General features: G+C 53.3%; 20 protein-coding genes. 11 read left to right on the top strand and 9 right to left on the bottom strand.

Translation table 11 applies throughout. The features are described 5' to 3' along the window. The first annotated feature begins 2 nt into the window (after window positions 1-2). Window positions 3-965, top strand: coding sequence for a lipopolysaccharide heptosyltransferase RfaC (gene rfaC / locus FCN45_RS19015; RefSeq protein ID WP_137386770.1), 963 nt, complete (start codon window positions 3-5; stop codon window positions 963-965). After that, entirely contained in the window at window positions 966-1,865 is a 900-nt protein-coding gene (locus FCN45_RS19010; protein WP_110868202.1) for a sugar glycosyltransferase, read from the top strand. Between the two features lie 148 nt (window positions 1,866-2,013). Here FCN45_RS19010 and FCN45_RS19005 read toward each other — a convergent pair whose 3' ends face one another. The 3 genes from FCN45_RS19005 to envC all read right to left on the bottom strand — a co-directional run bounded on the left by FCN45_RS19005 (window position 2,014) and on the right by envC (window position 5,422). Then, entirely contained in the window at window positions 2,014-3,090 is a 1,077-nt protein-coding gene (locus FCN45_RS19005; protein WP_137386769.1) for a glycosyltransferase family 9 protein, read from the bottom strand. A gap of 130 nt (window positions 3,091-3,220) precedes the next feature. Beyond that, on the bottom strand, window positions 3,221-4,117 hold the full coding sequence (locus tag FCN45_RS19000; RefSeq protein WP_137386768.1) for a divergent polysaccharide deacetylase family protein: 897 nt from the start codon (window positions 4,115-4,117) through the stop codon (window positions 3,221-3,223). Between the two features lie 3 nt (window positions 4,118-4,120). Then, a complete protein-coding gene (gene envC / locus FCN45_RS18995) occupies window positions 4,121-5,422 on the bottom strand; it encodes a murein hydrolase activator EnvC (RefSeq protein WP_137386767.1) in 1,302 nt (433 codons plus the stop codon). A gap of 249 nt (window positions 5,423-5,671) precedes the next feature. On the opposite strand from envC, the gene FCN45_RS18990 reads away from it, so the two are divergent. The 5 genes from FCN45_RS18990 (at window position 5,672) to cysE (ending at window position 8,785) form a co-directional block, all read left to right on the top strand. Continuing rightward, window positions 5,672-6,103 (top strand): rhodanese-like domain-containing protein, encoded by a 432-nt coding sequence (locus FCN45_RS18990; RefSeq protein ID WP_008109709.1) that lies wholly within the window; start codon window positions 5,672-5,674, stop codon window positions 6,101-6,103. 18 nt (window positions 6,104-6,121) lie between these two features. After that, entirely contained in the window at window positions 6,122-6,376 is a 255-nt protein-coding gene (grxC, locus tag FCN45_RS18985) for a glutaredoxin 3 (protein ID WP_007885328.1), read from the top strand. A 40-nt stretch (window positions 6,377-6,416) separates the two neighbouring features. Then, window positions 6,417-6,881: a protein-export chaperone SecB gene (gene secB, locus FCN45_RS18980; RefSeq protein ID WP_101760668.1), complete on the top strand. Its 465-nt coding sequence runs from the start codon at window positions 6,417-6,419 to the stop codon at window positions 6,879-6,881. After that, window positions 6,881-7,900 carry an NAD(P)H-dependent glycerol-3-phosphate dehydrogenase gene (gene gpsA, locus FCN45_RS18975; RefSeq protein ID WP_137386766.1) on the top strand — a complete coding sequence of 340 codons (1,020 nt, stop codon included), beginning with the start codon at window positions 6,881-6,883 and terminating at the stop codon, window positions 7,898-7,900. Before secB ends, gpsA begins: the two co-directional genes overlap by 1 nt. A gap of 69 nt (window positions 7,901-7,969) precedes the next feature. Next, the gene (gene cysE / locus FCN45_RS18970; protein WP_007885334.1) at window positions 7,970-8,785 is read left to right on the top strand and encodes a serine O-acetyltransferase; all 816 of its coding nucleotides are present in this window, start codon (window positions 7,970-7,972) and stop codon (window positions 8,783-8,785) included. On the opposite strand, the gene trmL is transcribed toward cysE, so the two are convergent. The 3 genes from trmL to cpxR are packed head-to-tail and all read right to left on the bottom strand — an operon-like array spanning window position 8,782 to window position 11,362. Beyond that, complete coding sequence (gene trmL, locus FCN45_RS18965; RefSeq protein WP_137386765.1) at window positions 8,782-9,255, bottom strand: tRNA (uridine(34)/cytosine(34)/5-carboxymethylaminomethyluridine(34)-2'-O)-methyltransferase TrmL; 474 nt, start codon at window positions 9,253-9,255, stop codon at window positions 8,782-8,784. The two genes, cysE and trmL, sit on opposite strands and share 4 nt — an antisense overlap. 35 nt (window positions 9,256-9,290) lie before the next feature. Continuing rightward, window positions 9,291-10,667 carry an envelope stress sensor histidine kinase CpxA gene (gene cpxA, locus FCN45_RS18960; protein ID WP_101760665.1) on the bottom strand — a complete coding sequence of 459 codons (1,377 nt, stop codon included), beginning with the start codon at window positions 10,665-10,667 and terminating at the stop codon, window positions 9,291-9,293. Beyond that, entirely contained in the window at window positions 10,664-11,362 is a 699-nt protein-coding gene (cpxR, locus tag FCN45_RS18955) for an envelope stress response regulator transcription factor CpxR (protein WP_007885339.1), read from the bottom strand. Before cpxR ends, cpxA begins: the two co-directional genes overlap by 4 nt. A 150-nt stretch (window positions 11,363-11,512) precedes the next feature. Here cpxR and cpxP point away from each other — a divergent pair, with 150 nt between their 5' ends. The 4 genes from cpxP to FCN45_RS18935 all read left to right on the top strand — a co-directional run bounded on the left by cpxP (window position 11,513) and on the right by FCN45_RS18935 (window position 15,438). Next, window positions 11,513-12,025, top strand: a complete 513-nt coding sequence (gene cpxP / locus FCN45_RS18950; protein ID WP_101760664.1) for a cell-envelope stress modulator CpxP — start codon at window positions 11,513-11,515, stop codon at window positions 12,023-12,025. Between the two features lie 202 nt (window positions 12,026-12,227). Further along, complete coding sequence (gene fieF / locus FCN45_RS18945; RefSeq protein ID WP_137386764.1) at window positions 12,228-13,130, top strand: CDF family cation-efflux transporter FieF; 903 nt, start codon at window positions 12,228-12,230, stop codon at window positions 13,128-13,130. Between the two features lie 209 nt (window positions 13,131-13,339). Beyond that, window positions 13,340-14,302, top strand: coding sequence for a 6-phosphofructokinase (gene pfkA, locus FCN45_RS18940; RefSeq protein WP_101760662.1), 963 nt, complete (start codon window positions 13,340-13,342; stop codon window positions 14,300-14,302). Between the two features lie 146 nt (window positions 14,303-14,448). Further along, on the top strand, window positions 14,449-15,438 hold the full coding sequence (locus tag FCN45_RS18935; RefSeq protein ID WP_101760661.1) for a sulfate ABC transporter substrate-binding protein: 990 nt from the start codon (window positions 14,449-14,451) through the stop codon (window positions 15,436-15,438). Window positions 15,439-15,483: 45 nt separating this feature from the next. Here the strand turns inward: FCN45_RS18935 and FCN45_RS18930 are convergent, their stop codons facing one another. Genes FCN45_RS18930 through FCN45_RS18920 form a run of 3 tightly spaced genes read right to left on the bottom strand, consistent with a single transcriptional unit; the run spans window position 15,484 to window position 18,144 of the window. Continuing rightward, a complete protein-coding gene (locus FCN45_RS18930; RefSeq protein ID WP_137386763.1) occupies window positions 15,484-16,653 on the bottom strand; it encodes a cupin in 1,170 nt (389 codons plus the stop codon). Between the two features lie 10 nt (window positions 16,654-16,663). After that, the gene (locus tag FCN45_RS18925) at window positions 16,664-17,446 is read right to left on the bottom strand and encodes an HpcH/HpaI aldolase/citrate lyase family protein (RefSeq protein ID WP_137386762.1); all 783 of its coding nucleotides are present in this window, start codon (window positions 17,444-17,446) and stop codon (window positions 16,664-16,666) included. Then, on the bottom strand, window positions 17,428-18,144 hold the full coding sequence (locus FCN45_RS18920) for an alpha/beta fold hydrolase (protein WP_137386761.1): 717 nt from the start codon (window positions 18,142-18,144) through the stop codon (window positions 17,428-17,430). Before FCN45_RS18920 ends, FCN45_RS18925 begins: the two co-directional genes overlap by 19 nt. Between the last annotated feature and the right edge of the window lies 1 nt (window position 18,145).

The raw sequence follows: 18,145 nt of genomic DNA, 5'->3' as shown, positions 1-18,145 counted from the left end.
AGATGCACGTTTTGATTGTTAAAACCTCCTCGATGGGAGACGTGCTGCATACCTTGCCCGCGCTCACGGATGCGATGCAGGCGATTCCTGGCATCAAGTTTGATTGGGTGGTTGAAGAAAACTTCGCTCAAATCCCCGCCTGGCATCCGGCGGTGGATAAAGTAATGCCGGTGGCGATTCGCCGCTGGCGCAAGCACTGGTTCGGTAGCCAGCAGCGTGAAGAGCGTGTGCAATTTAAGCGTGAGCTGCAATCGCGTCAGTATGATGTGGTGCTGGATGCACAAGGTTTGATCAAAAGCGCCGCGCTGGTAACGCGCCTGGCAAAAGGCGAGAAGCACGGGCAGGACAGCCGCAGCGCACGCGAACCTTTCGCCAGCTGGTGGTATGACAAACGCCATGAAATCAACAAGCAACAGCATGCCGTCGAACGCACGCGCGAGCTGTTTGCCAAAAGCCTCGGCTATGAAAAGCCTGCAACGCAGGGCGACTACGCGATTGCCGGCCATTTCCGCTCTACGCTGCCCAATGACACGCAGCCTTATCTGGTGTTTCTGCATGCTACCACGCGTGATAACAAACACTGGCCGGAGTCACACTGGCGTGCGCTGATTGAGTTAGTTCAGCCAACAGGATTGCGCGTGAAATTGCCGTGGGGCGCAGAGCATGAACATCAACGCGCACAGCGTCTGGCCGGAGGCTTCGACCATGTTGAGGTATTGCCTAAGTTAACGCTGGAGCAGGTAGCGCAAGAATTAGCTGGCGCGCGCGCGGTAGTGTCGGTAGATACCGGTTTAAGTCATCTGACGGCAGCGCTGGATCGTCCGAATATCACGCTATTTGGTCCCACCGATCCGGGACTGATTGGCGGGTATGGCAAGAATCAGCATGAATTAAAAGCAAGCGATGGTACCATGCAGGCAATTACGGCCGAGATGGTTATGGAAAAATTGAAGGAACTGCTCTGAATGACCTCAATTTTTAAACAAATCTATCGTTATACTCATGCAAGGGCATTGAGACATAACGAAAACTTGTGGCCCCATATTAAGATCCGCCGAGCCAAAACCGATAATATTCAGCGGCTAAGCTACTGGGGAAAGCAAGTTAAGATTGAGGATCTCATCGCATTGCGTGCCACGATAACGGGAGATGTGACAATCCTGGCTACTGGCCCTTCGGTTAAATCATTAGACATTGAGAAACTTGCCAGCACCACATTTGTGGGCGTGAATGGCGCCTATAATCTGCGCGATAGAATTACCTTTGCATATTATGTCATCGTCGATCGGGGATTTATCGATAAAAGATTCGATCTTGTCACAGATATTATTAATGACGAAAAGCTGGTTCTGTTTACAACCGTGCACTGCTTCAATGATATCTTGCAGCGCGCTGATTTACGGGACGTTAAGTGCCGCCTGGCAATTATTGAAGATCTCAGCTTTAAAGTATTCAGAGGTATCGTTCGTCCTGAAGAGTATGCCCTCAATTATCAGGGGAAAATGGGGATTTCTCTCTCTGAAACGCCATTCATATCTGGTTTTTCCTGGGATATATGTCAGGGGGTTTTCGATGCTGGCACGGTTGCTTATTGGGCCTTGCAGATATCCGTCTGGCTGGGTGCCAGTCGTATTTTATTAGCTGGCGTTGATATGAATAATTTTTCAGCGCCGCGCTTTTATGAAAGCGACAATGATAAGCTTCCAAGCCTACTTGAATCTAACTTTAGCGCGGTTATTAAACCCGCCTTTATCCATGCAAGCCGGGAATTAGAACGAGCGGGGATTAAAGCGTATAACCTTTCATTAGAAAGTGCTCTTGATGAGAATATTTTTGAGAAGGCTACACCAGAAGCTATTTTTTAAAATAGATCATAACCTTAAATCTATTTATTATTTATTATTATTATTTATTATTTATTATTTATTATTTATTATTTATTATTTATTATTTATTATTTTCTAATTTCTAAAAAACTATACCAGGCTTCACATTAAAACCTGGTATATATTATCAATTTAACGTTTTCAACATTGCGTTATAGACCTGTTCCACATTGATTTTCCGCATAGGAAATTGTGGGTCATCATTTTCTTCAGGCTCAATACGGATTATCTGGTGAATATCCAGATCCTGATAAGGTCCAGTATGGCGAGGATTGGCACCCACATACAGACTTACCGTCGGCGTTTGCGCGGTAACAGCAATATGTAATGGCCCCGTATCGCCCGTTATCAATACATCAATTCGCTTAATAAGCTGAAGCAGTTCGGGCAGACGCGTTTTGCCAATATATGAAGTGACCCGATGATGATACTTTTCTGGCAGTAGTGCAAAGAAGGCGCTTTCGATCGGGCGATCCTGGCCGGCTCCAGTCAGAACCAAAGTGGATTCTGGACTATGGCTAAAAATACGTTCTGCCAATTGTGCAAAGTGTTCCACGGGCCAGCGACGGTTATCACCTGATGCGCCCATTTGAAAACCGACAATGGTTGAGCTTTCCTGCTGGTGACCATTATCAACTTTTATAGGAAATTCCATGCGGATATCAGTGGTGTCACAGCCTAATGAACCAATAAGATTCAGTTTACGTTGAATAATGTGTGATTCTGCTCGCGGTGAGTAGAGATCAAGCCAATGATTAAATACAGGATTATCGCTACCGAAATTATCTCTAACCAGATATTTTGAGCCGCTTAACCGCGCGCAAAGAATATCGTAGCCTAAGCTGGAGTGCAGTAGCAGCGTTAGATCAGGTTTGAAACGGCGTAGTTTCCTGATCAGATTAGGCGCACGGACAATTTTATTGTCCCAAATAGCCACTTGATCAAACCATTCGCTGTCTTCAACCAGATCGCGGTTTTTATCGCTGGAAACCAGCATGATTTTGGCGGATGGATAACGGCGCTTAATCGCTTTTATTGCTGGTGTGTTAAACAGCAAGTCACCTAATGCCGTCGTCGAAAAAATAACGATGCGCTCGAACTCATGGGTCGCGCTCAGCGGGGACTTATTTCTGTCGATTTGGCTCAGTTTAGCGTGCAGACTCAGCACGGAGTTAATTAGATTTATTTTCCAACGCTTTTTCATTAATACGGCTTACCCTAGAGAATCTGACTATTCGACAGCCATAGCAAAAAATAATTTCGCCATTATAACGAAAAAAACATCAGCCCCGTATAGAGGCTAACGTTAAGGCCCATTTGCACTTTGACTTAATTTAGAACAAAGACTCTAAATACTTGAACAATGGGCTTTGCGCAATGCTTTCACTGATCAACTCAACGGCATAGTGCTGCGGCACGGGCGGCAACGGTTTGCCCGGCTTACACACGCCTGGCGCACGGAAGCGTGGCGGCTGGGTTTTGGATGGCGGCGGAGTCGTACCCTGATGCAGCGGCTCATTCAGCAACTGGCTTGGCCGCACTAGCGTGATATCGGCTGGCAATGTCGGCAGCATCTGCTGCAAGACGCGCACCGTCGTCGGATGCGGATGACCAATCGCAATGGCATAACCATCGCGCTGCGCAAGTTTCACCGCGCGGGTAAACTGCGCGCGGATTGAAGCCTCATCCTGACTATCATCAAGGAACACGCGGCGTTTCAGGACTTTAACGTTGGTACCTTGCGCGGCTGGGATCGACTGACTATTGCCAATCGTCATGCTATCGAGAAAGTAATAGTTGTAGTGATTGAGCACCTGCATCACTTTCTGCATGCCGGGCAGGCTGGAGGTCATTTTGCTGCCCATATGGTTATTCAGGCCAACCGCAAAAGGCACTTTGCCGCTGGCTTCTCGAATAATCCGCTCGATTTCCGTGCTGCTCATCTCGGGCGTCAGCGTGTCTTTCTCCAGCGGCTGTTTGCTAAGCGGTGCCATCGGCAGGTGGATCAGCACTTCGCGACCACCCTGATGCGCTTTGGTGGCCATCTCACGCGCATGGGGCGCATTCGGCAGGACCGCAACGGAAATCGCGGTGGGCATCTGCAGCACTTTATTCTCTTCTTTTGGCCGATAACCAAAGTCATCGATCACGATGGAGAGTTTTCCCGCATGGGCGGAAAGTGACAGAAACAGGCCGCATAGGGCGGCCGAGAGCTTAGAGGGTTGAAACAAAACTTATCTTCCTAACCACGGTAGTGGATTGACGGCCTGTCCCTGGCGTCGGATTTCAAAGTAGAGCGAAGGCGTGCCGCGGCCGCCGCTGGTGCCCACAAGGGCGATAGGCTGTCCTGCCTTCACCTGAGCACCCACGCTCACCAGTGCGCTTTGGTTGTAGCCATAAAGGCTCATATCACCTTTACCGTGTTCCAGAACGACAACCAGACCATAGCCTTGCAGCCAGTCGGCCATCAGTACGCGTCCATCAGCGATGGCTTTCACTTCGGTACCTTCTGGCGCATCGACGACCAGACCTTTCCAGCGTAATTCGCCCTGCATCGATTCACCGAAGCGATGTTCGATACGTCCCCGTACCGGCCAAACCGCTTGCCCGCCGGGCTTGCCTAATCCGCCGGTACGCGCCATCAGCTCGCGCTCACTCTGCGTTGGCTGATAACTTGATCCTTTGGCTTTCGCCTGCGCCTGACGCTGACGCACTTTTTCCGCCTCGCGCGCTTCACGTTCCGCACGTTCGCGTGCTTCACGCTCTGCCTTGGCGATTTTGCTTTGCAGGCGGCTTTCATTCTCACGCATTTCAACCAGGTCCGCCTGATCTTTCTCCAGCGAACTTTCCAGTATGGTGAGCGTTTTCTTACGCGCCGCGCTGGCGACTTCCAGCTTGCTTTGCTGCGTCTGCTGCTGGGCCAACAACGATTTTTGCTGCTCCTGTTTGCCCTGCAATGATTGACGCTGTTCCGCTAATTGCTGCTGAGTTTGTTTGAGATCGTCGATGTTTTTCTGGCGTGCGGCGTTGAGATAGCCGAAATATGCAAGAATGCGCTCACTGCGCTGGGCTTCTTCGCCTCCGAGCAGCAACTGCAGACCATTATGCTGTCCCTGACGGAAGGCGGCATCAAGCTGTTGTGCCAGCAGTTTTTCCTGCTGTGCTTGCTGCTTTTCCAGCCGCGAGATAGAAGAGGTGACCTGCGCAATTTCACCCTCGAGCGTGCTGAGGCTGTTACGCGTTTCGCGCAGCTGACGGCTGGCCTGCGCAATCACTTTTTCCTGGCTTTGCAGCTGATCCAACAACTTACTGCGCTGCACTTTCTGCGCTTTAACGCTCTTTTCTTTCTCGGCAATGTCCTGCTGAATGGACTTCAACTGCGTTTTACTGTCATCCGCACTGCGTGCAGCGGCAGGAAGTAATAATGTGCCCGCCAGAAGCAGACTCAGGGAGATTTCGGACCAGCGAAATGACAACGGAAGCGCAGTGCCGTTGTAACGGGTCCTTGTGTGTGTAACGGTCGCTTTTCCCTTCATAGTCGATAATTATTCCACGATGAACAGCCGCTTACCAGTTAGCCCGGCCGGGTTTTACTTTACTAAAAATGTCTGTACCGAGCTTACCGGCATAAACTTTGTCTTAATTTTGGGATTAGAACACTTTTTTTGGAAAATGACGCACAAATCGTAACTCTGTCCCCTTAGCGACTGTACATGCGAAGTGGCGCAGGTATACTCAGAACCCTTGTTTTAGCTTATCAGCCCGGTTTGGAGTCGTTACCCCTCATGCAAGAAATTATGCAGTTTGCAAGCAATCACCCCATCCTCAGTCTGGCATGGGTCGCTTTACTCGTTCTCGTGATTGTGACCACCGTTAAAGGTATGTTCTCTAAAGTAAAAACTATCAGCCGTGGTGAAGCTACCCACCTGATAAACAAAGAGGACGCGGTGGTGGTAGACGTGCGTTCACGTGACGATTACCGCAAAGGACACATTTCTGGGGCTATCAACGTAGCGGCAGCAGACATCAAAAAAGAGAGCTTTGGCGAGCTGGAAAAGCACAAGTCACAGCACATAATTGTAGTTTGCGCGACCGGTCAAAGTGCGGGTGAATCTGCAGCGAAATTGAGCGCAGCGGGTTTTGAAAAAGTCTCCGTACTGAAAGATGGCGTGAGCGGCTGGAGTGGTGAAAATCTGCCACTGGTGCGCGGTAAATAACTTCTCAGAGGTAACCGTATGGCGAATGTAGAGATCTACACCAAAGTCACTTGTCCTTATTGCCACCGTGCAAAGGCGTTGTTGGATCAGAAAGGCGTGTCGTTCCAGGAGATTCCCATTGACGGGAACGCGGCGAAACGTGAAGAGATGATTCAACGCAGCGGCCGCACTACGGTGCCACAGATTTTTATTGATGCGCAGCACATTGGCGGCTGTGACGATCTTTACGCGCTGGATGGGCGTCAGGGACTTGATCCTTTACTCCAGGCATAACTTTTCGGTCAGACAATTTTAACTCACAGGATTTAGTCACATGTCAGAGCAAAGCAGCAGCGAAATGCAGTTCCAGATTCAACGTGTTTACACCAAAGATGTTTCTTACGAAGCGCCAAACGCACCGCAGGTTTTCCAGAAAGAGTGGGAACCGGAAGTGAAGCTCGATCTGGACACCGCCTCTTCTCAGTTAGCTGATGGCGTTTTTGAAGTCGTTCTGCGCGTTACCGTAACGGCAACCGTTGGCGAAGAAACCGCATTCCTGTGTGAAGTACAGCAAGCGGGCATTTTCACCATTAGCGGTATCGAAGGCACGCAGATGGCGCATTGCCTCGGCGCGTACTGCCCGAACATTCTGTTCCCGTATGCACGCGAATGCGTAACCAGCCTTGTGTCTCGTGGTACTTTCCCGCAGCTCAACCTGGCGCCAGTGAACTTCGATGCGCTGTTCATGAACTATCTGCAGCAGCAAGGTGAAGGCGAAGCGCCACATCAGGATGCCTGATGACTAAACTCAACGCTTCAATTAGCGTCATCGGTGCCGGCTCGTACGGCACCGCATTGGCCATCACGCTGGCCCGCAACGGCCATCCGGTTCTGCTCTGGGGCCACAATCCTCAAAGCGTGGCGCAGCTGCAAGCTGACCGCTGCAATGCTGCTTTCCTGCCCGATGTCCCTTTCCCTGATAATCTCGTTCCTGAAGCCGATCTGGCAACCGTGGTTAACGCCAGTCGCGATCTGCTGGTCGTCGTGCCGAGCCATGTATTTGGCGACGTGCTGACGCAGCTTAAGCCGCATTTGCGTGCCGATTCGCGGATTGTCTGGGCGACTAAGGGGCTGGAAAAAGAGACCGGCCGGTTGCTGCAGGATGTGGCGCGTGAAATCCTCGGCGATGCGATTCCACTCGCGGTGATTTCCGGACCCACCTTTGCCAAAGAGCTGGCAGCCGGCATGCCAACGGCCATCGCACTGGCATCCACCGATGCGGAGTTCGCTGAAGACCTGCAGCAGAAGCTGCACTGCGGCAAAAGTTTCCGCGTCTACAATAATCAGGATTTCATCGGCGTGCAGTTAGGCGGCGCGGTGAAGAACGTGATTGCGATTGGTGCGGGGATTTCTGACGGCATCGGCTTTGGTGCCAACGCGCGTACTGCCTTAATCACCCGTGGTCTGACGGAAATGAGCCGTCTCGGCGCAGCGCTGGGTGCCGATGCCACCACCTTTATGGGCATGGCCGGTTTAGGCGATTTGGTGCTGACCTGTACCGATAATCAGTCGCGCAACCGTCGTTTCGGCATGATGCTGGGGCAAGGCGAGAGCGTAGACGATGCGCAACGCATTATCGGACAAGTTGTAGAAGGCTACAGAAACACTAAGGAAGTCAAAGCATTGGCCGCGCGTGTCGGCGTAGAAATGCCGATTACTGAGCAGATTTATCAGGTGCTCTATTGCGGAAAATCAGCGCGAGAGGCAGCATTGACCTTACTTGGCCGTGCAAGGAAGGACGAAAACAGCCAAAGCTGAAGCAGGATGCGCCAGCGTCACCACCTGTAGCGCCCCATCAGGCGCTTTTTTTATCGGGAGCAAACAGCAATGTCGTCTGAAGAGTTAGAACTGGTCTGGAACCATATCAAAGCCGAAGCCAGAGCACTGGCCGACTGTGAACCGATGCTGGCCAGCTTTTACCATGCGACATTGCTTAAACACGAAAACCTCGGCAGTGCGCTCAGCTATATGCTCGCCAACAAGCTGGCGAACCCGATCATGCCCGCTATCGCTATTCGCGAAATCGTGGAAGAAGCCTATCGTGAAGACCCGGAGATGATTGTCTCTGCGGCCTACGATATTCAGGCTGTACGCCAGCGCGATCCCGCCGTTGATAAATACTCTACGCCGCTGCTTTACCTCAAAGGTTTCCACGCCTTGCAGGCCTATCGCATCGGCCATTGGCTGTGGAAAGAGGGCCGCCGCGCGCTGGCTGTCTATCTGCAGAACGAAATCTCCGTCTCATTTGCCGTGGATATTCACCCGGCGGCACGCATTGGTCGCGGCATCATGCTTGACCATGCTACCGGCATTGTCATCGGCGAAACGGCAATCATTGAAAATGATGTTTCAATTCTGCAATCGGTGACGCTCGGCGGTACTGGTAAAACCAGCGGCGATCGTCATCCGAAGATCCGTGAAGGTGTGATGATTGGCGCCGGCGCCAAGATTCTGGGCAACATTGAAGTGGGGCGCGGCGCAAAAATCGGAGCCGGTTCAGTTGTCCTGCAGCCTGTACCGCCGCATACCACGGCGGCCGGCGTACCAGCGCGCATTGTCGGTAAACCGACCAGCGATAAACCGTCGATGGATATGGATCAGCACTTCAACGGCGCAGGCTTTGAGTACGGCGACGGCATCTAGCCTTTGATCAGTGCGCCAGCATAATCGAGTTGGCGCCACGCCTCATACACCACCACTGATACTGCATTAGACAGGTTCATGCTGCGGCTCTCCGCCATCATCGGAATGCGGATTTTCTGCTCAGCGGGTAGCGCGCTGAGAATTTCTGCGGGTAAACCGCGACTCTCCGGACCAAACACCAAATAATCACCCTTTTGATAGCTCACCGCGCTGTGCGCAGGCGTTCCTTTGGTGGTGAGGGCGAACATGCGCTGTGGCGTTTCTGTTGCCAAAAATTCCGCGTAATTGGCGTGTTTTTTTAAGGCGGTATATTCGTGGTAATCCAGCCCGGCGCGGCGCAGGCGCTTGTCATCCCAGGCAAAGCCCAGCGGTTCAATCAGGTGTAACTGGAAACCGGTATTTGCGCACAAGCGAATGATGTTGCCGGTATTTGGCGGAATTTCAGGTTCAAATAAGACAATGTTTAGCATAAGGCCCCCAGAAACGAGGGCCGAAGCATAACAAATTATTGACGGGCGGAGTACAGCGGCAGCCACAGCGTGAGGCGTAAACCGCCGAGCGGGCTGTCATCCGCTTTAACCCAGCCGCGATGCTGCTGGATGGCGGTTTCGACAATCGCCAGGCCCAATCCGGTGCCGCCTGACTCACGATCGCGCGCCTCATCGGTGCGGTAGAACGGACGGAAAATCTGCTCGCGATCTTCTGGGCTGACTCCTGGACCATCATCATCGACATGAATGGTGATGCCCGCAATATCCACCGAGAAGCTGACGCTGATGTGCGAATTCGAATAGCGCAGCGCATTACGCACGATATTCTCCAGCGCACTCTCCAACGCATGGGGGTTACCGTACAGCGGCCACGGGCCAGGCGGATAGGGCACTTCCATCAGTTTGCCCATCTGCTCGGCTTCAAATTTGGCATCTTCCAGCACGCCATTCCAAAGCTGATTGGCCTTCATCGCTTCGCTAACCAGCGCGTTATTGTGCTGCGTTCGCGACAGCACCAGCAGATCGTTAATCATGCCATCCAGACGCTGCGCTTCCGTTTCAATGCGCTGCAGCTCTTTGCCTTCACCGTTACGGCGACGCAGGAGCGCGGTTGCCAGCTGCAAGCGAGTTAACGGCGTACGCAATTCATGGCTGATATCGGATAGCAGACGCTGTTGCGCCGTCATCATGCGTTCGAGCGCGCTCACCATTTGGTTGAAACTGGAACCCGCAGCCAGAAACTCTTGCGGCCCCGATTCCAGTTCCGGATGCTGGCGCAAATTGCCGCTTGCCACTTCATCCGCCGCATATTTAAGTTTGCGCGCGGGGCGCGCCAGGCTCCACGCCAGCCACAGCAGCAGCGGCGAGCTGATCAGCATCGTGACAATCAGCAGCAGTAGCGGGCGGTCAAACAGCAGATTAACGAAATCGAGCTGCGAGCTGGTGGCAGGACGAATCAGGTAAAGCTGATAGTTGTCTTCGCCATCGCGGACCGCGAAAGGTCCAACCATCTCTACGCGACCATACTTTTTCTTTTGTGGGTGGTCGGCGTTATCCGACTGCCCAATGAAGTTGCGGATGATCTGCATTTCATTGTGCTGCGCGCCAATCACCCGGCCTTCGCTGGTCACTAATAATAAACGCTGACCGGGCGGCGCCCATTTGTCGATGGAGCGGAACAGGCGACGCCACCACATTAAGTCGTTCGGCGGATCCTGAGACAGCTCCGCTTCAACGTGCTGTTCAATCATGGTGCCCTGACGCTGCTCGCTTTCCAGTAACGCGGTCATCTGGCGCGAATCGAGTTTAGGCACCATGAGAACCAGCATCAACACCAACGCTAGCGTGAGCCAGAAGATGGCGAAGATGCGGGTGGTTAAACTTCCAATCATGATGCCGAAACCATCAGATAGCCGCGTCCGCGTAGGGTTTTAAACCACGGATGACCATCACGACGTTCCGGCAATTTACGACGCAGGTTAGAAATGTGCATATCGATAGCGCGGTCAAACGGTGTCAGACGTTTGCCCAGCACTTCCTGACTAAGGTGCTCACGCGATACCACCTGACCCAGATGCTGTGCCAGCAAATAGAGCAGGGTGAACTCGGTGCCGGTGAGATCCAAAGTTTCACTGTCGAAGCTGGCCTCCTGACGACCCGGATTCAGGCGCAGGCAGTCGACTTCCAGCGTTGGTGAGCTGTTATCGTGCTGCTGTTGCTGCTCGCTCCAGTTTGAACGGCGCAGAATGGCACGAATACGCGCTACCAGTTCACGATCGTTAAACGGTTTAGGCAGATAGTCATCTGCGCCCAGTTCAAGGCCCAGAACGCGGTCCAGTTCGCTGCCACGTGCAGTCAGCATAATGACCGGAGTTTGGTGCTGTTGGCGTAGTTCTTTCAAAGTGTCGATACCGTTCTTCTTCGGCATCATCACATCAAGCAATAGCAAGTCCACGGTGTTGTCTAGCAGGTTAAGCGCCTGCTCACCATCGCTTGCCACAATGACTTCAAAACCTTCCATCTCAAGCAGTTCTTTAAGCAGCGAAGTTAATTCGCGGTCGTCATCAACCAACAGGATTTTATTCATTTTTTATTGCCCTCCGCAGGCAAAATACCGTGTTCCTTGACTTGCAATCCAACGCTTTACGTAGTTTTACACCCCCTGACGGATGTTTGCAGCCACCGCCGTACACTGGCTCTCGTTGAATCGCAAAACGGAACGAACTGGGAGTTAACGATGCGCTACTTAACCGCCGTCGTCATTGCCTCAGCGATGGTTCTCAGTCACGCCAGCGCCGAAGCAGCAGACACGACGACGATTGACGAGATGCATCCGAACAGCGGATTGACGACAGGCAGTATGACGCAAAATCCGCAAAGCTACATGTTCGATGGCATTGAGCTGACTGAACAACAGCGGCAACAGATGCGAGACCTGATGCAGCAAGCGCGACACGAACGCCCAACCATCAGCGTTCAAGATATAGAAACTATGCATGACCTTGTCATTGCAGACAAATTTAACGAATCGGCTATCCGACAGCAGGCAGAGAAACAAGCCCGCGCAGCGGTAGAACAGCAAGTCGAGATGGCTCGGGTTCGTAATCAGATGTATCACCTGCTAACGCCTGCACAGCAAGCGACATTGCAGAAAAATTATGAGCGACGATTAGCTGAAGTTCGTCGGCTCTCAGGATTGCAGCCATCATCACCGCTGCAAGCAGTGAGTAGTACCAGCAGTAACCAGTAACATAGTATCCCTGTTTTCCTTGCCATAGACACCATCCCTGTCTTCCCCCGCATGATGCGGGGGTTTTTTTTGCCTGTCATTTCTCTCTAACATCATTGCCTTAAAATTCAATCACGCAGCACACTTATGCCGATGATAAACTTTAGCCATCTTGAGACCTAAAGGCCGCACCTATGAAGCGTGCGATCCGACGAGGCATAGCATGGATTCTTCCTATGCAAAGTTAGTGAATCGGGCGGCGCTGGCGGCAACTACGCTGGCGACATTGCTGTTAATCGTAAAAATTTTCGCCTGGTGGCATACCGGTTCAGTCAGTATGTTGGCGGCGTTAGTAGATTCATTGGTGGATATCGCCGCTTCACTCACCAATTTGCTGGTAGTGCGCTATTCACTGCAGCCGGCCGATGACGATCACACCTTCGGCCACGGTAAAGCCGAATCACTGGCCGCGCTGGCGCAAAGCATGTTTATCTCCGGCTCGGCGCTGTTTCTGTTTCTCACCGGCATTCAGCATCTGGCCTCGCCCGAAACCTTACATGCGCCGCTGGTGGGTATTGTGGTGACGGTGATTGCGCTGTTTTCAACCCTGACGTTGGTTGCCTTCCAGCGCTGGGTGGTGCGACGCACGCGCAGCCAGGCGATTCGCGCAGACATGCTGCACTATCAATCTGACGTGGTGATGAACGGCGCAATATTGGTCGCTCTCGGTTTGAGCAGCTATGGTTTTGTACGGGCGGATGCGTTGTTCGCGCTCGGCATCGGCGTTTACATTCTCTATAGCGCGTTGCGGATGGGTTATGACGCGGTACAGGCGCTGTTGGATCGCGTTTTGCCCGAGCATGAAACGCAGGAGATTATCAACGTGGTGACCAACTGGCCGGGCGTACGCGGCGCGCATGCATTACGCACGCGACAATCGGGCCCCACGCGTTTTATCCAGCTGCATCTGGAGATGGAAGATCAGCTGCCGCTGGTGCAGGCCCATCAGGTGGCCGATCAAATTGAGCAGGCGTTACTCAAGAAGTTTCCCGGCTCAGACGTCATCATCCATCAAGATCCCTGTTCTGTCGTGCCGAGCAATCAACATGGATTTTTTCAAGGTTAGCGATTTAAAATCATGCAATTACACAAAAAAAGTGACGTAACGCTAACAACTCTGTAAAAAATTAGCGAAAACTTGTCTGACCTGAATCAATTCAGCATCAAGCGTTTGATATACTATTTTGCAACTATTAAGCCATGCGATCGCGAGCTGGTCCACGCCGGACACATGGCAGGAATAATCCTTAGTTTTTGAACAATCCAGAGGTTGTCATGATCAAAAAAATCGGAGTACTGACCAGCGGCGGCGACGCCCCAGGCATGAACGCAGCCATTCGCGGAGTTGTACGTTCCGCGCTGAGTGAAGGACTGGAAGTTTTTGGTATTTACGACGGCTATCTGGGATTGTACGAAGATCGCATGATCAACCTTGACCGCTACAGCGTGTCAGACATGATCAACCGCGGCGGTACCTTCCTCGGTTCCGCCCGCTTCCCAGAATTCCGCAACGATGAAGTGCGCCAGACCGCGATTGATAACATGAAAAAGCGTGGTATTGATGCGCTGGTGGTTATCGGCGGTGATGGTTCCTACATGGGTGCCAAGCGCCTGACTGAAATGGGCTTCCCGTGCATCGGCCTGCCTGGCACCATTGATAACGACGTAGCAGGTACTGATTACACCATCGGTTACTTCACTGCGCTGGAAACCGTGGTGGAAGCGATTGACCGCCTGCGTGACACCTCATCTTCCCACCAGCGTATCTCCATCGTGGAAGTGATGGGCCGTTACTGCGGCGATTTAACCCTGGCGGCAGCGATTGCCGGTGGTTGCGAGTTCATCGTGCTGCCTGAAATCCCGTATACCCGCGAAGAGCTGGTTGCTGAAATCAAAGCCGGCATTGCCAAAGGTAAAAAGCACGCCATCGTGGCGATCACCGAGCACATCTGCGATATCGACGATCTGGCGCACTTCATCGAAGCTGAAACCAAACGCGAAACCCGCGCTACCGTTCTCGGTCACATTCAGCGTGGCGGCGCACCTTGTGCCTATGACCGCATTCTGGCCTCGCGCATGGGTTCCTACTCCATCGAGCTGCTACTACAAGGCTACGGCGGCCGCTGCGTCGGTATTCAGAACGAGAAGATGGTGCATCACGACATCATCGATGCGATTGAAAATATGAAGCGTCCATTCAAACGCGACTGGCTGGATACCGCGAAAAAACTCTACTGATTATTCAGCATCAAGGCGCGACGCGATTCGCGCCTTTTTGATGCCTGCTCATATTCCGTGCGGTTATAACAGCTTATTTTTAATTCTTTAATCCGTGGATAAGTTTGTGTCAGTCTTGTTCTATAACGACCTCGGGAGAGCAAGCAATGAATAAGTGGAGTATTGGTGTCACCCTGTTACTGGCTTCAACCAGTGTTCTGGCAAAGGATATTCAGCTGTTAAACGTCTCTTACGATCCAACCCGTGAGCTGTACGAGCAGTACAACAAAGCGTTTAGCGCGCATTACAAGCAGGAAACCGGCGACAACGTGGTGATTCGCCAGTCGCACGGCGGTTCAGGGAAACAAGCAACCTCAGTGATCAATGGCATCCGTGCTGATGTGGTTACGCTGGCGCTGCAATCTGATGTCGATGCTATTGCTGACCGTGGTCGTATCAATAAAGACTGGATTAAACGCCTGCCGGACAACTCCGCACCCTACACCTCAACCATCGTGTTCCTGGTGCGCAAAGGCAACCCGAAAGGCATTCATGATTGGCCAGATCTGATCAAACCGGGCGTTTCCGTCATCACGCCAAACCCGAAAACGTCAGGCGGCGCACGCTGGAATTATCTGGCTGCATGGGGCTGGGCGCTGGATCAGAACAACGGCGATCAAGCCAAAGCGCTGGCTTACGTGAAATCGCTGTTTAAGAACGTAGAAGTGCAGGATTCCGGCGCACGTGGTGCCACTAACACCTTCGTGGAACGCGGCATTGGCGATGTGCTGATAGCGTGGGAAAACGAAGCTTATCTGGCGGTAAATAAGCTGGGTAAAGACAAGTTTGAGATCGTCACCCCAAGCGAATCGATTCTGGCGGAGCCAACGGTTTCGGTAGTGGATAAAGTGGTCGACGAGCAGGGCACCCGCAAAGTAGCCGAAGATTACCTCAAGTATCTCTACTCGCCGGAAGGTCAGACTATCGCGGCGGAGAATTTCTATCGTCCACGTGATAAAGCCGTTGCGGAGAAATTTGCCAATAAATTCGCCCCGGTAAAACTGTTCACTATCGACAACAAGTTTGGTGGCTGGACGCAAGCCCAGAAAACTCACTTCGCCGATGGCGGCAGCTACGACCAGGTGATGAAGCCATAACGTACATTGTCAGGTCGCCATTTATGGCGACCTTTTTACATACGATTACGCCTCTTGCGTCGCTAACCGCCGACCGGCACGCTGCGCCACCAGCGGCAACAATGCCTGACGTACCAGATAGCCATCTGGATCCAGCCCCCAACCTAAAGCAGCAGCGGCATCGACAATCGCTTTATCCCATTCCAGTTTTTTCCGTCCGTCACCCGCAGTGGTAATCACCACTTCACACGGATGATCGGGTGCCTGATAGCGACGCCAGCTGCCTGCCGGCACGGAAATCACCGAACGCTCCGGCGCTGTCATCGTCACTTCTTCACCATCACGATTGAAGGTCACAGTAAGCGTGCCTTTAAACACCATGAGTACTTGCACCTGTGCGCAGCGATGCGTACCCATTTCACCCGCTTTTGGCAAAGCCAGCCACTCTACCGAGAAGCCGTGTGGCGTGTTGATGGGCGGAGCGACCTGACGATCCTGATTGATGCCATAGCCGATGACGGGCGCCATACGCGCACCGTGACCTGGCAACATGGCATCCAGCAGCGCGTGTTCGCTCCAGGCGCGCTGCTCACCGGTGACGGCAAACTGCGCCATCTGCTCGGGCGTAAAATGCTGTAACTGCGCCATCTCCGCCTCGGGCAGCGGCGGCATACGCTCTGCAACCGGCGGGATCGCCGCGCCGGTTGAGGTATCGATCAGCATGTTATTGGGGCTGAGATAGAGTCCATACTCCGCCGCCGCCGACATCACATCGGGATGCCAGATAATGCCGCCGGTGTTATCGCCGCCCAGCACGGTAAATACCCAGCCATCGGTATCGGTAGCCGACACATTGGTGAAGCCACGGAAAATCCATGTTGGCAGGCTGACAATCGCCGGAGCCTCGAGCTCCAGCGACGCTTCGCCTTTATTTCCCCAGCGGAAACGCCAGCTGCCTTCATGGATCAGGAAGACTTCGGCAGTGAAATGCAGATGCAGATTATTGGTCACGCCTTTTGGCATCGCTGCCGCGCCAATGTTAAAACCGTGCGCTTCAGGAATATTGATCACCTGCTCAGACGACTGCGTCACGCCCGGCCCGATAAATGAGTAATTCTGCTTGAGATGCGAACCCGGCAGTTTGCAGTCGATAAACGCCAGATTGCACGACACCATATCTTGCGGCGCGATCAGGCGCGCACGTGCTGCTGTAGCGGACAATGTTTGCTGTTTCATCTTCTTCTCCTCAATAACCCGAACCAGAACGAACAGGCAACGCCTCACCTCGCGCGGTGGCGACAGCGTGGCGTGCGGCATGCGTTAGCTGCATCACATCATTGGCGGGGGTCACCAACTGAAAGCCCTGTGCGATGCGCTGTGCGGCGGCTTCTCCGCTGGTACAAAAAATACCGGCCAGTTTGTGGCCGGCGCGGGTGCGGCTCAGCACCCGTTCAATGGCATTTAACATCTCAGGATGCTGCGATTCGGCGCTGGCCTGGCCGGTGAGCGTAAGAGACATATCGTTGGGGCCGATAAACACGCCGTCCAATCCCTCGACGTCGAGAATGGCATCAAGATTGGCCAACCCCGCGCGTGTTTCAATCATCGCCAGCGTCAGAATTTGCTGGTTAGCATGCTGCGGATAATCTTTGCCGCCATACAGCAGCGCACGCGCTGGACCAAACGAGCGCGAACCTTGCGGCGCATAGCGGCAGGCATCGACAAACTGCTGCGCTTCGGCGGCATCGTTGATCATCGGGCAGATAATGCCGTAGGCGCCGGCATCCAGCATGCGCATAATCTGCGCCGGCTCGTTGTGCGAGACGCGCACCAGCGGCGTCGCGGGTGTGGAGGATAGCGCCTGCAACATGCTGAGTGCGGCGGCGAAATCGATCAGGCCATGTTGCAGGTCAACGGTGACGGCATCAAAGCCCTGATGTCCGGCAATCTCGGCGCTGTAGCTGCTGGGGATCGCCAGCCAGCCGTTAATAATCGGTTCACGGCGTTGTTTTAAAGGGTTGATACGCATAATTCACTCCTCTTAATCCAGGTTTGCAGCGCGCGGGCACAGGCTTGCGGCTGCTCCAGCAGCAGAAAGTGTCCGCACTGCTCAAGCGTGATGTGGCGTGCGGCGGGAGCCGCTTTGACAAGCAGGTGATGGTGTTCGGGGGTGCAGATGGCGTCGCTATCGCCGTTGAGGATCAACAGCGGTGCCTGCAGCGCCGGTAAGGTATGCCGTAAATCGCGACGTTGTAGGGCGATGGCGGTCTGTTGACGAAAGCGCTCAACGCTGCTGCGTTCTGCCATCGTCACCAGCGCGCCAAACAGCTCGCGATCCGCCAGCCGCGATGCATGGACATAGCGCGGCCAGAGTTGCTCAATCACCGATCGCATACCGTTTTTCGCAGCTCGATCAAGCAAGGCAATACGTCCCGCAGCGTTGACCGGCGCATCCGCCAACGGATTCACCGCCAGCAGCGCGAGGCCCGCGATGCGTTGCGCGGCTTGCGCCTGCATCTCCAGTGCCACCAGCGCACCCAGCGAGAATCCCACCAGTAAAAAGCGCGCCGGCAAATCATTCAGCAGCTGTGCCGCGAGCTGTTCGGCGCTGTCAGCACCGCTCATCTCGGGAATGATCATCGGCTGCTGCGGTAGATGGCGGCAAAGCGGTTGCCACAACGCGCCGTCGCACAAGGTACCGCCCAGTAACACCAAAGGCAGTGACATG

It is taken from the genome of Pantoea sp. SO10, from assembly GCF_005281435.1.
GTDB classification, from domain to species: Bacteria; Pseudomonadota; Gammaproteobacteria; order Enterobacterales; family Enterobacteriaceae; genus Pantoea; species Pantoea leporis.
The sequence above is the reverse complement of the archived record's forward strand: the minus strand, read 5'-3'. Positions and strand labels throughout refer to the sequence as shown.

Bases quoted from the DNA above. Each gene is read 5' to 3' on its own strand.
- gpsA (WP_137386766.1), top strand. From the start codon at position 6,881: ATGACTAAACTCAACGCTTCAATTAGCGTCATCGGTGCCGGCTCGTAC.
- trmL (WP_137386765.1), bottom strand. From the start codon at position 9,255: ATGCTAAACATTGTCTTATTTGAACCTGAAATTCCGCCAAATACCGGC.
- cpxA (WP_101760665.1), bottom strand. From the start codon at position 10,667: ATGATTGGAAGTTTAACCACCCGCATCTTCGCCATCTTCTGGCTCACG.
- pfkA (WP_101760662.1), top strand. From the start codon at position 13,340: ATGATCAAAAAAATCGGAGTACTGACCAGCGGCGGCGACGCCCCAGGC.
- grxC (WP_007885328.1), top strand. From the start codon at position 6,122: ATGGCGAATGTAGAGATCTACACCAAAGTCACTTGTCCTTATTGCCAC.
- cysE (WP_007885334.1), top strand. From the start codon at position 7,970: ATGTCGTCTGAAGAGTTAGAACTGGTCTGGAACCATATCAAAGCCGAA.
- FCN45_RS18935 (WP_101760661.1), top strand. From the start codon at position 14,449: ATGAATAAGTGGAGTATTGGTGTCACCCTGTTACTGGCTTCAACCAGT.
- FCN45_RS18925 (WP_137386762.1), bottom strand. From the start codon at position 17,446: ATGCGTATCAACCCTTTAAAACAACGCCGTGAACCGATTATTAACGGC.
- FCN45_RS18930 (WP_137386763.1), bottom strand. From the start codon at position 16,653: ATGAAACAGCAAACATTGTCCGCTACAGCAGCACGTGCGCGCCTGATC.
- fieF (WP_137386764.1), top strand. From the start codon at position 12,228: ATGGATTCTTCCTATGCAAAGTTAGTGAATCGGGCGGCGCTGGCGGCA.
- envC (WP_137386767.1), bottom strand. From the start codon at position 5,422: ATGAAGGGAAAAGCGACCGTTACACACACAAGGACCCGTTACAACGGC.
- FCN45_RS19005 (WP_137386769.1), bottom strand. From the start codon at position 3,090: ATGAAAAAGCGTTGGAAAATAAATCTAATTAACTCCGTGCTGAGTCTG.
- FCN45_RS18990 (WP_008109709.1), top strand. From the start codon at position 5,672: ATGCAAGAAATTATGCAGTTTGCAAGCAATCACCCCATCCTCAGTCTG.
- cpxP (WP_101760664.1), top strand. From the start codon at position 11,513: ATGCGCTACTTAACCGCCGTCGTCATTGCCTCAGCGATGGTTCTCAGT.
- rfaC (WP_137386770.1), top strand. From the start codon at position 3: ATGCACGTTTTGATTGTTAAAACCTCCTCGATGGGAGACGTGCTGCAT.
- FCN45_RS19010 (WP_110868202.1), top strand. From the start codon at position 966: ATGACCTCAATTTTTAAACAAATCTATCGTTATACTCATGCAAGGGCA.
- secB (WP_101760668.1), top strand. From the start codon at position 6,417: ATGTCAGAGCAAAGCAGCAGCGAAATGCAGTTCCAGATTCAACGTGTT.
- cpxR (WP_007885339.1), bottom strand. From the start codon at position 11,362: ATGAATAAAATCCTGTTGGTTGATGACGACCGCGAATTAACTTCGCTG.
- FCN45_RS18920 (WP_137386761.1), bottom strand. From the start codon at position 18,144: ATGTCACTGCCTTTGGTGTTACTGGGCGGTACCTTGTGCGACGGCGCG.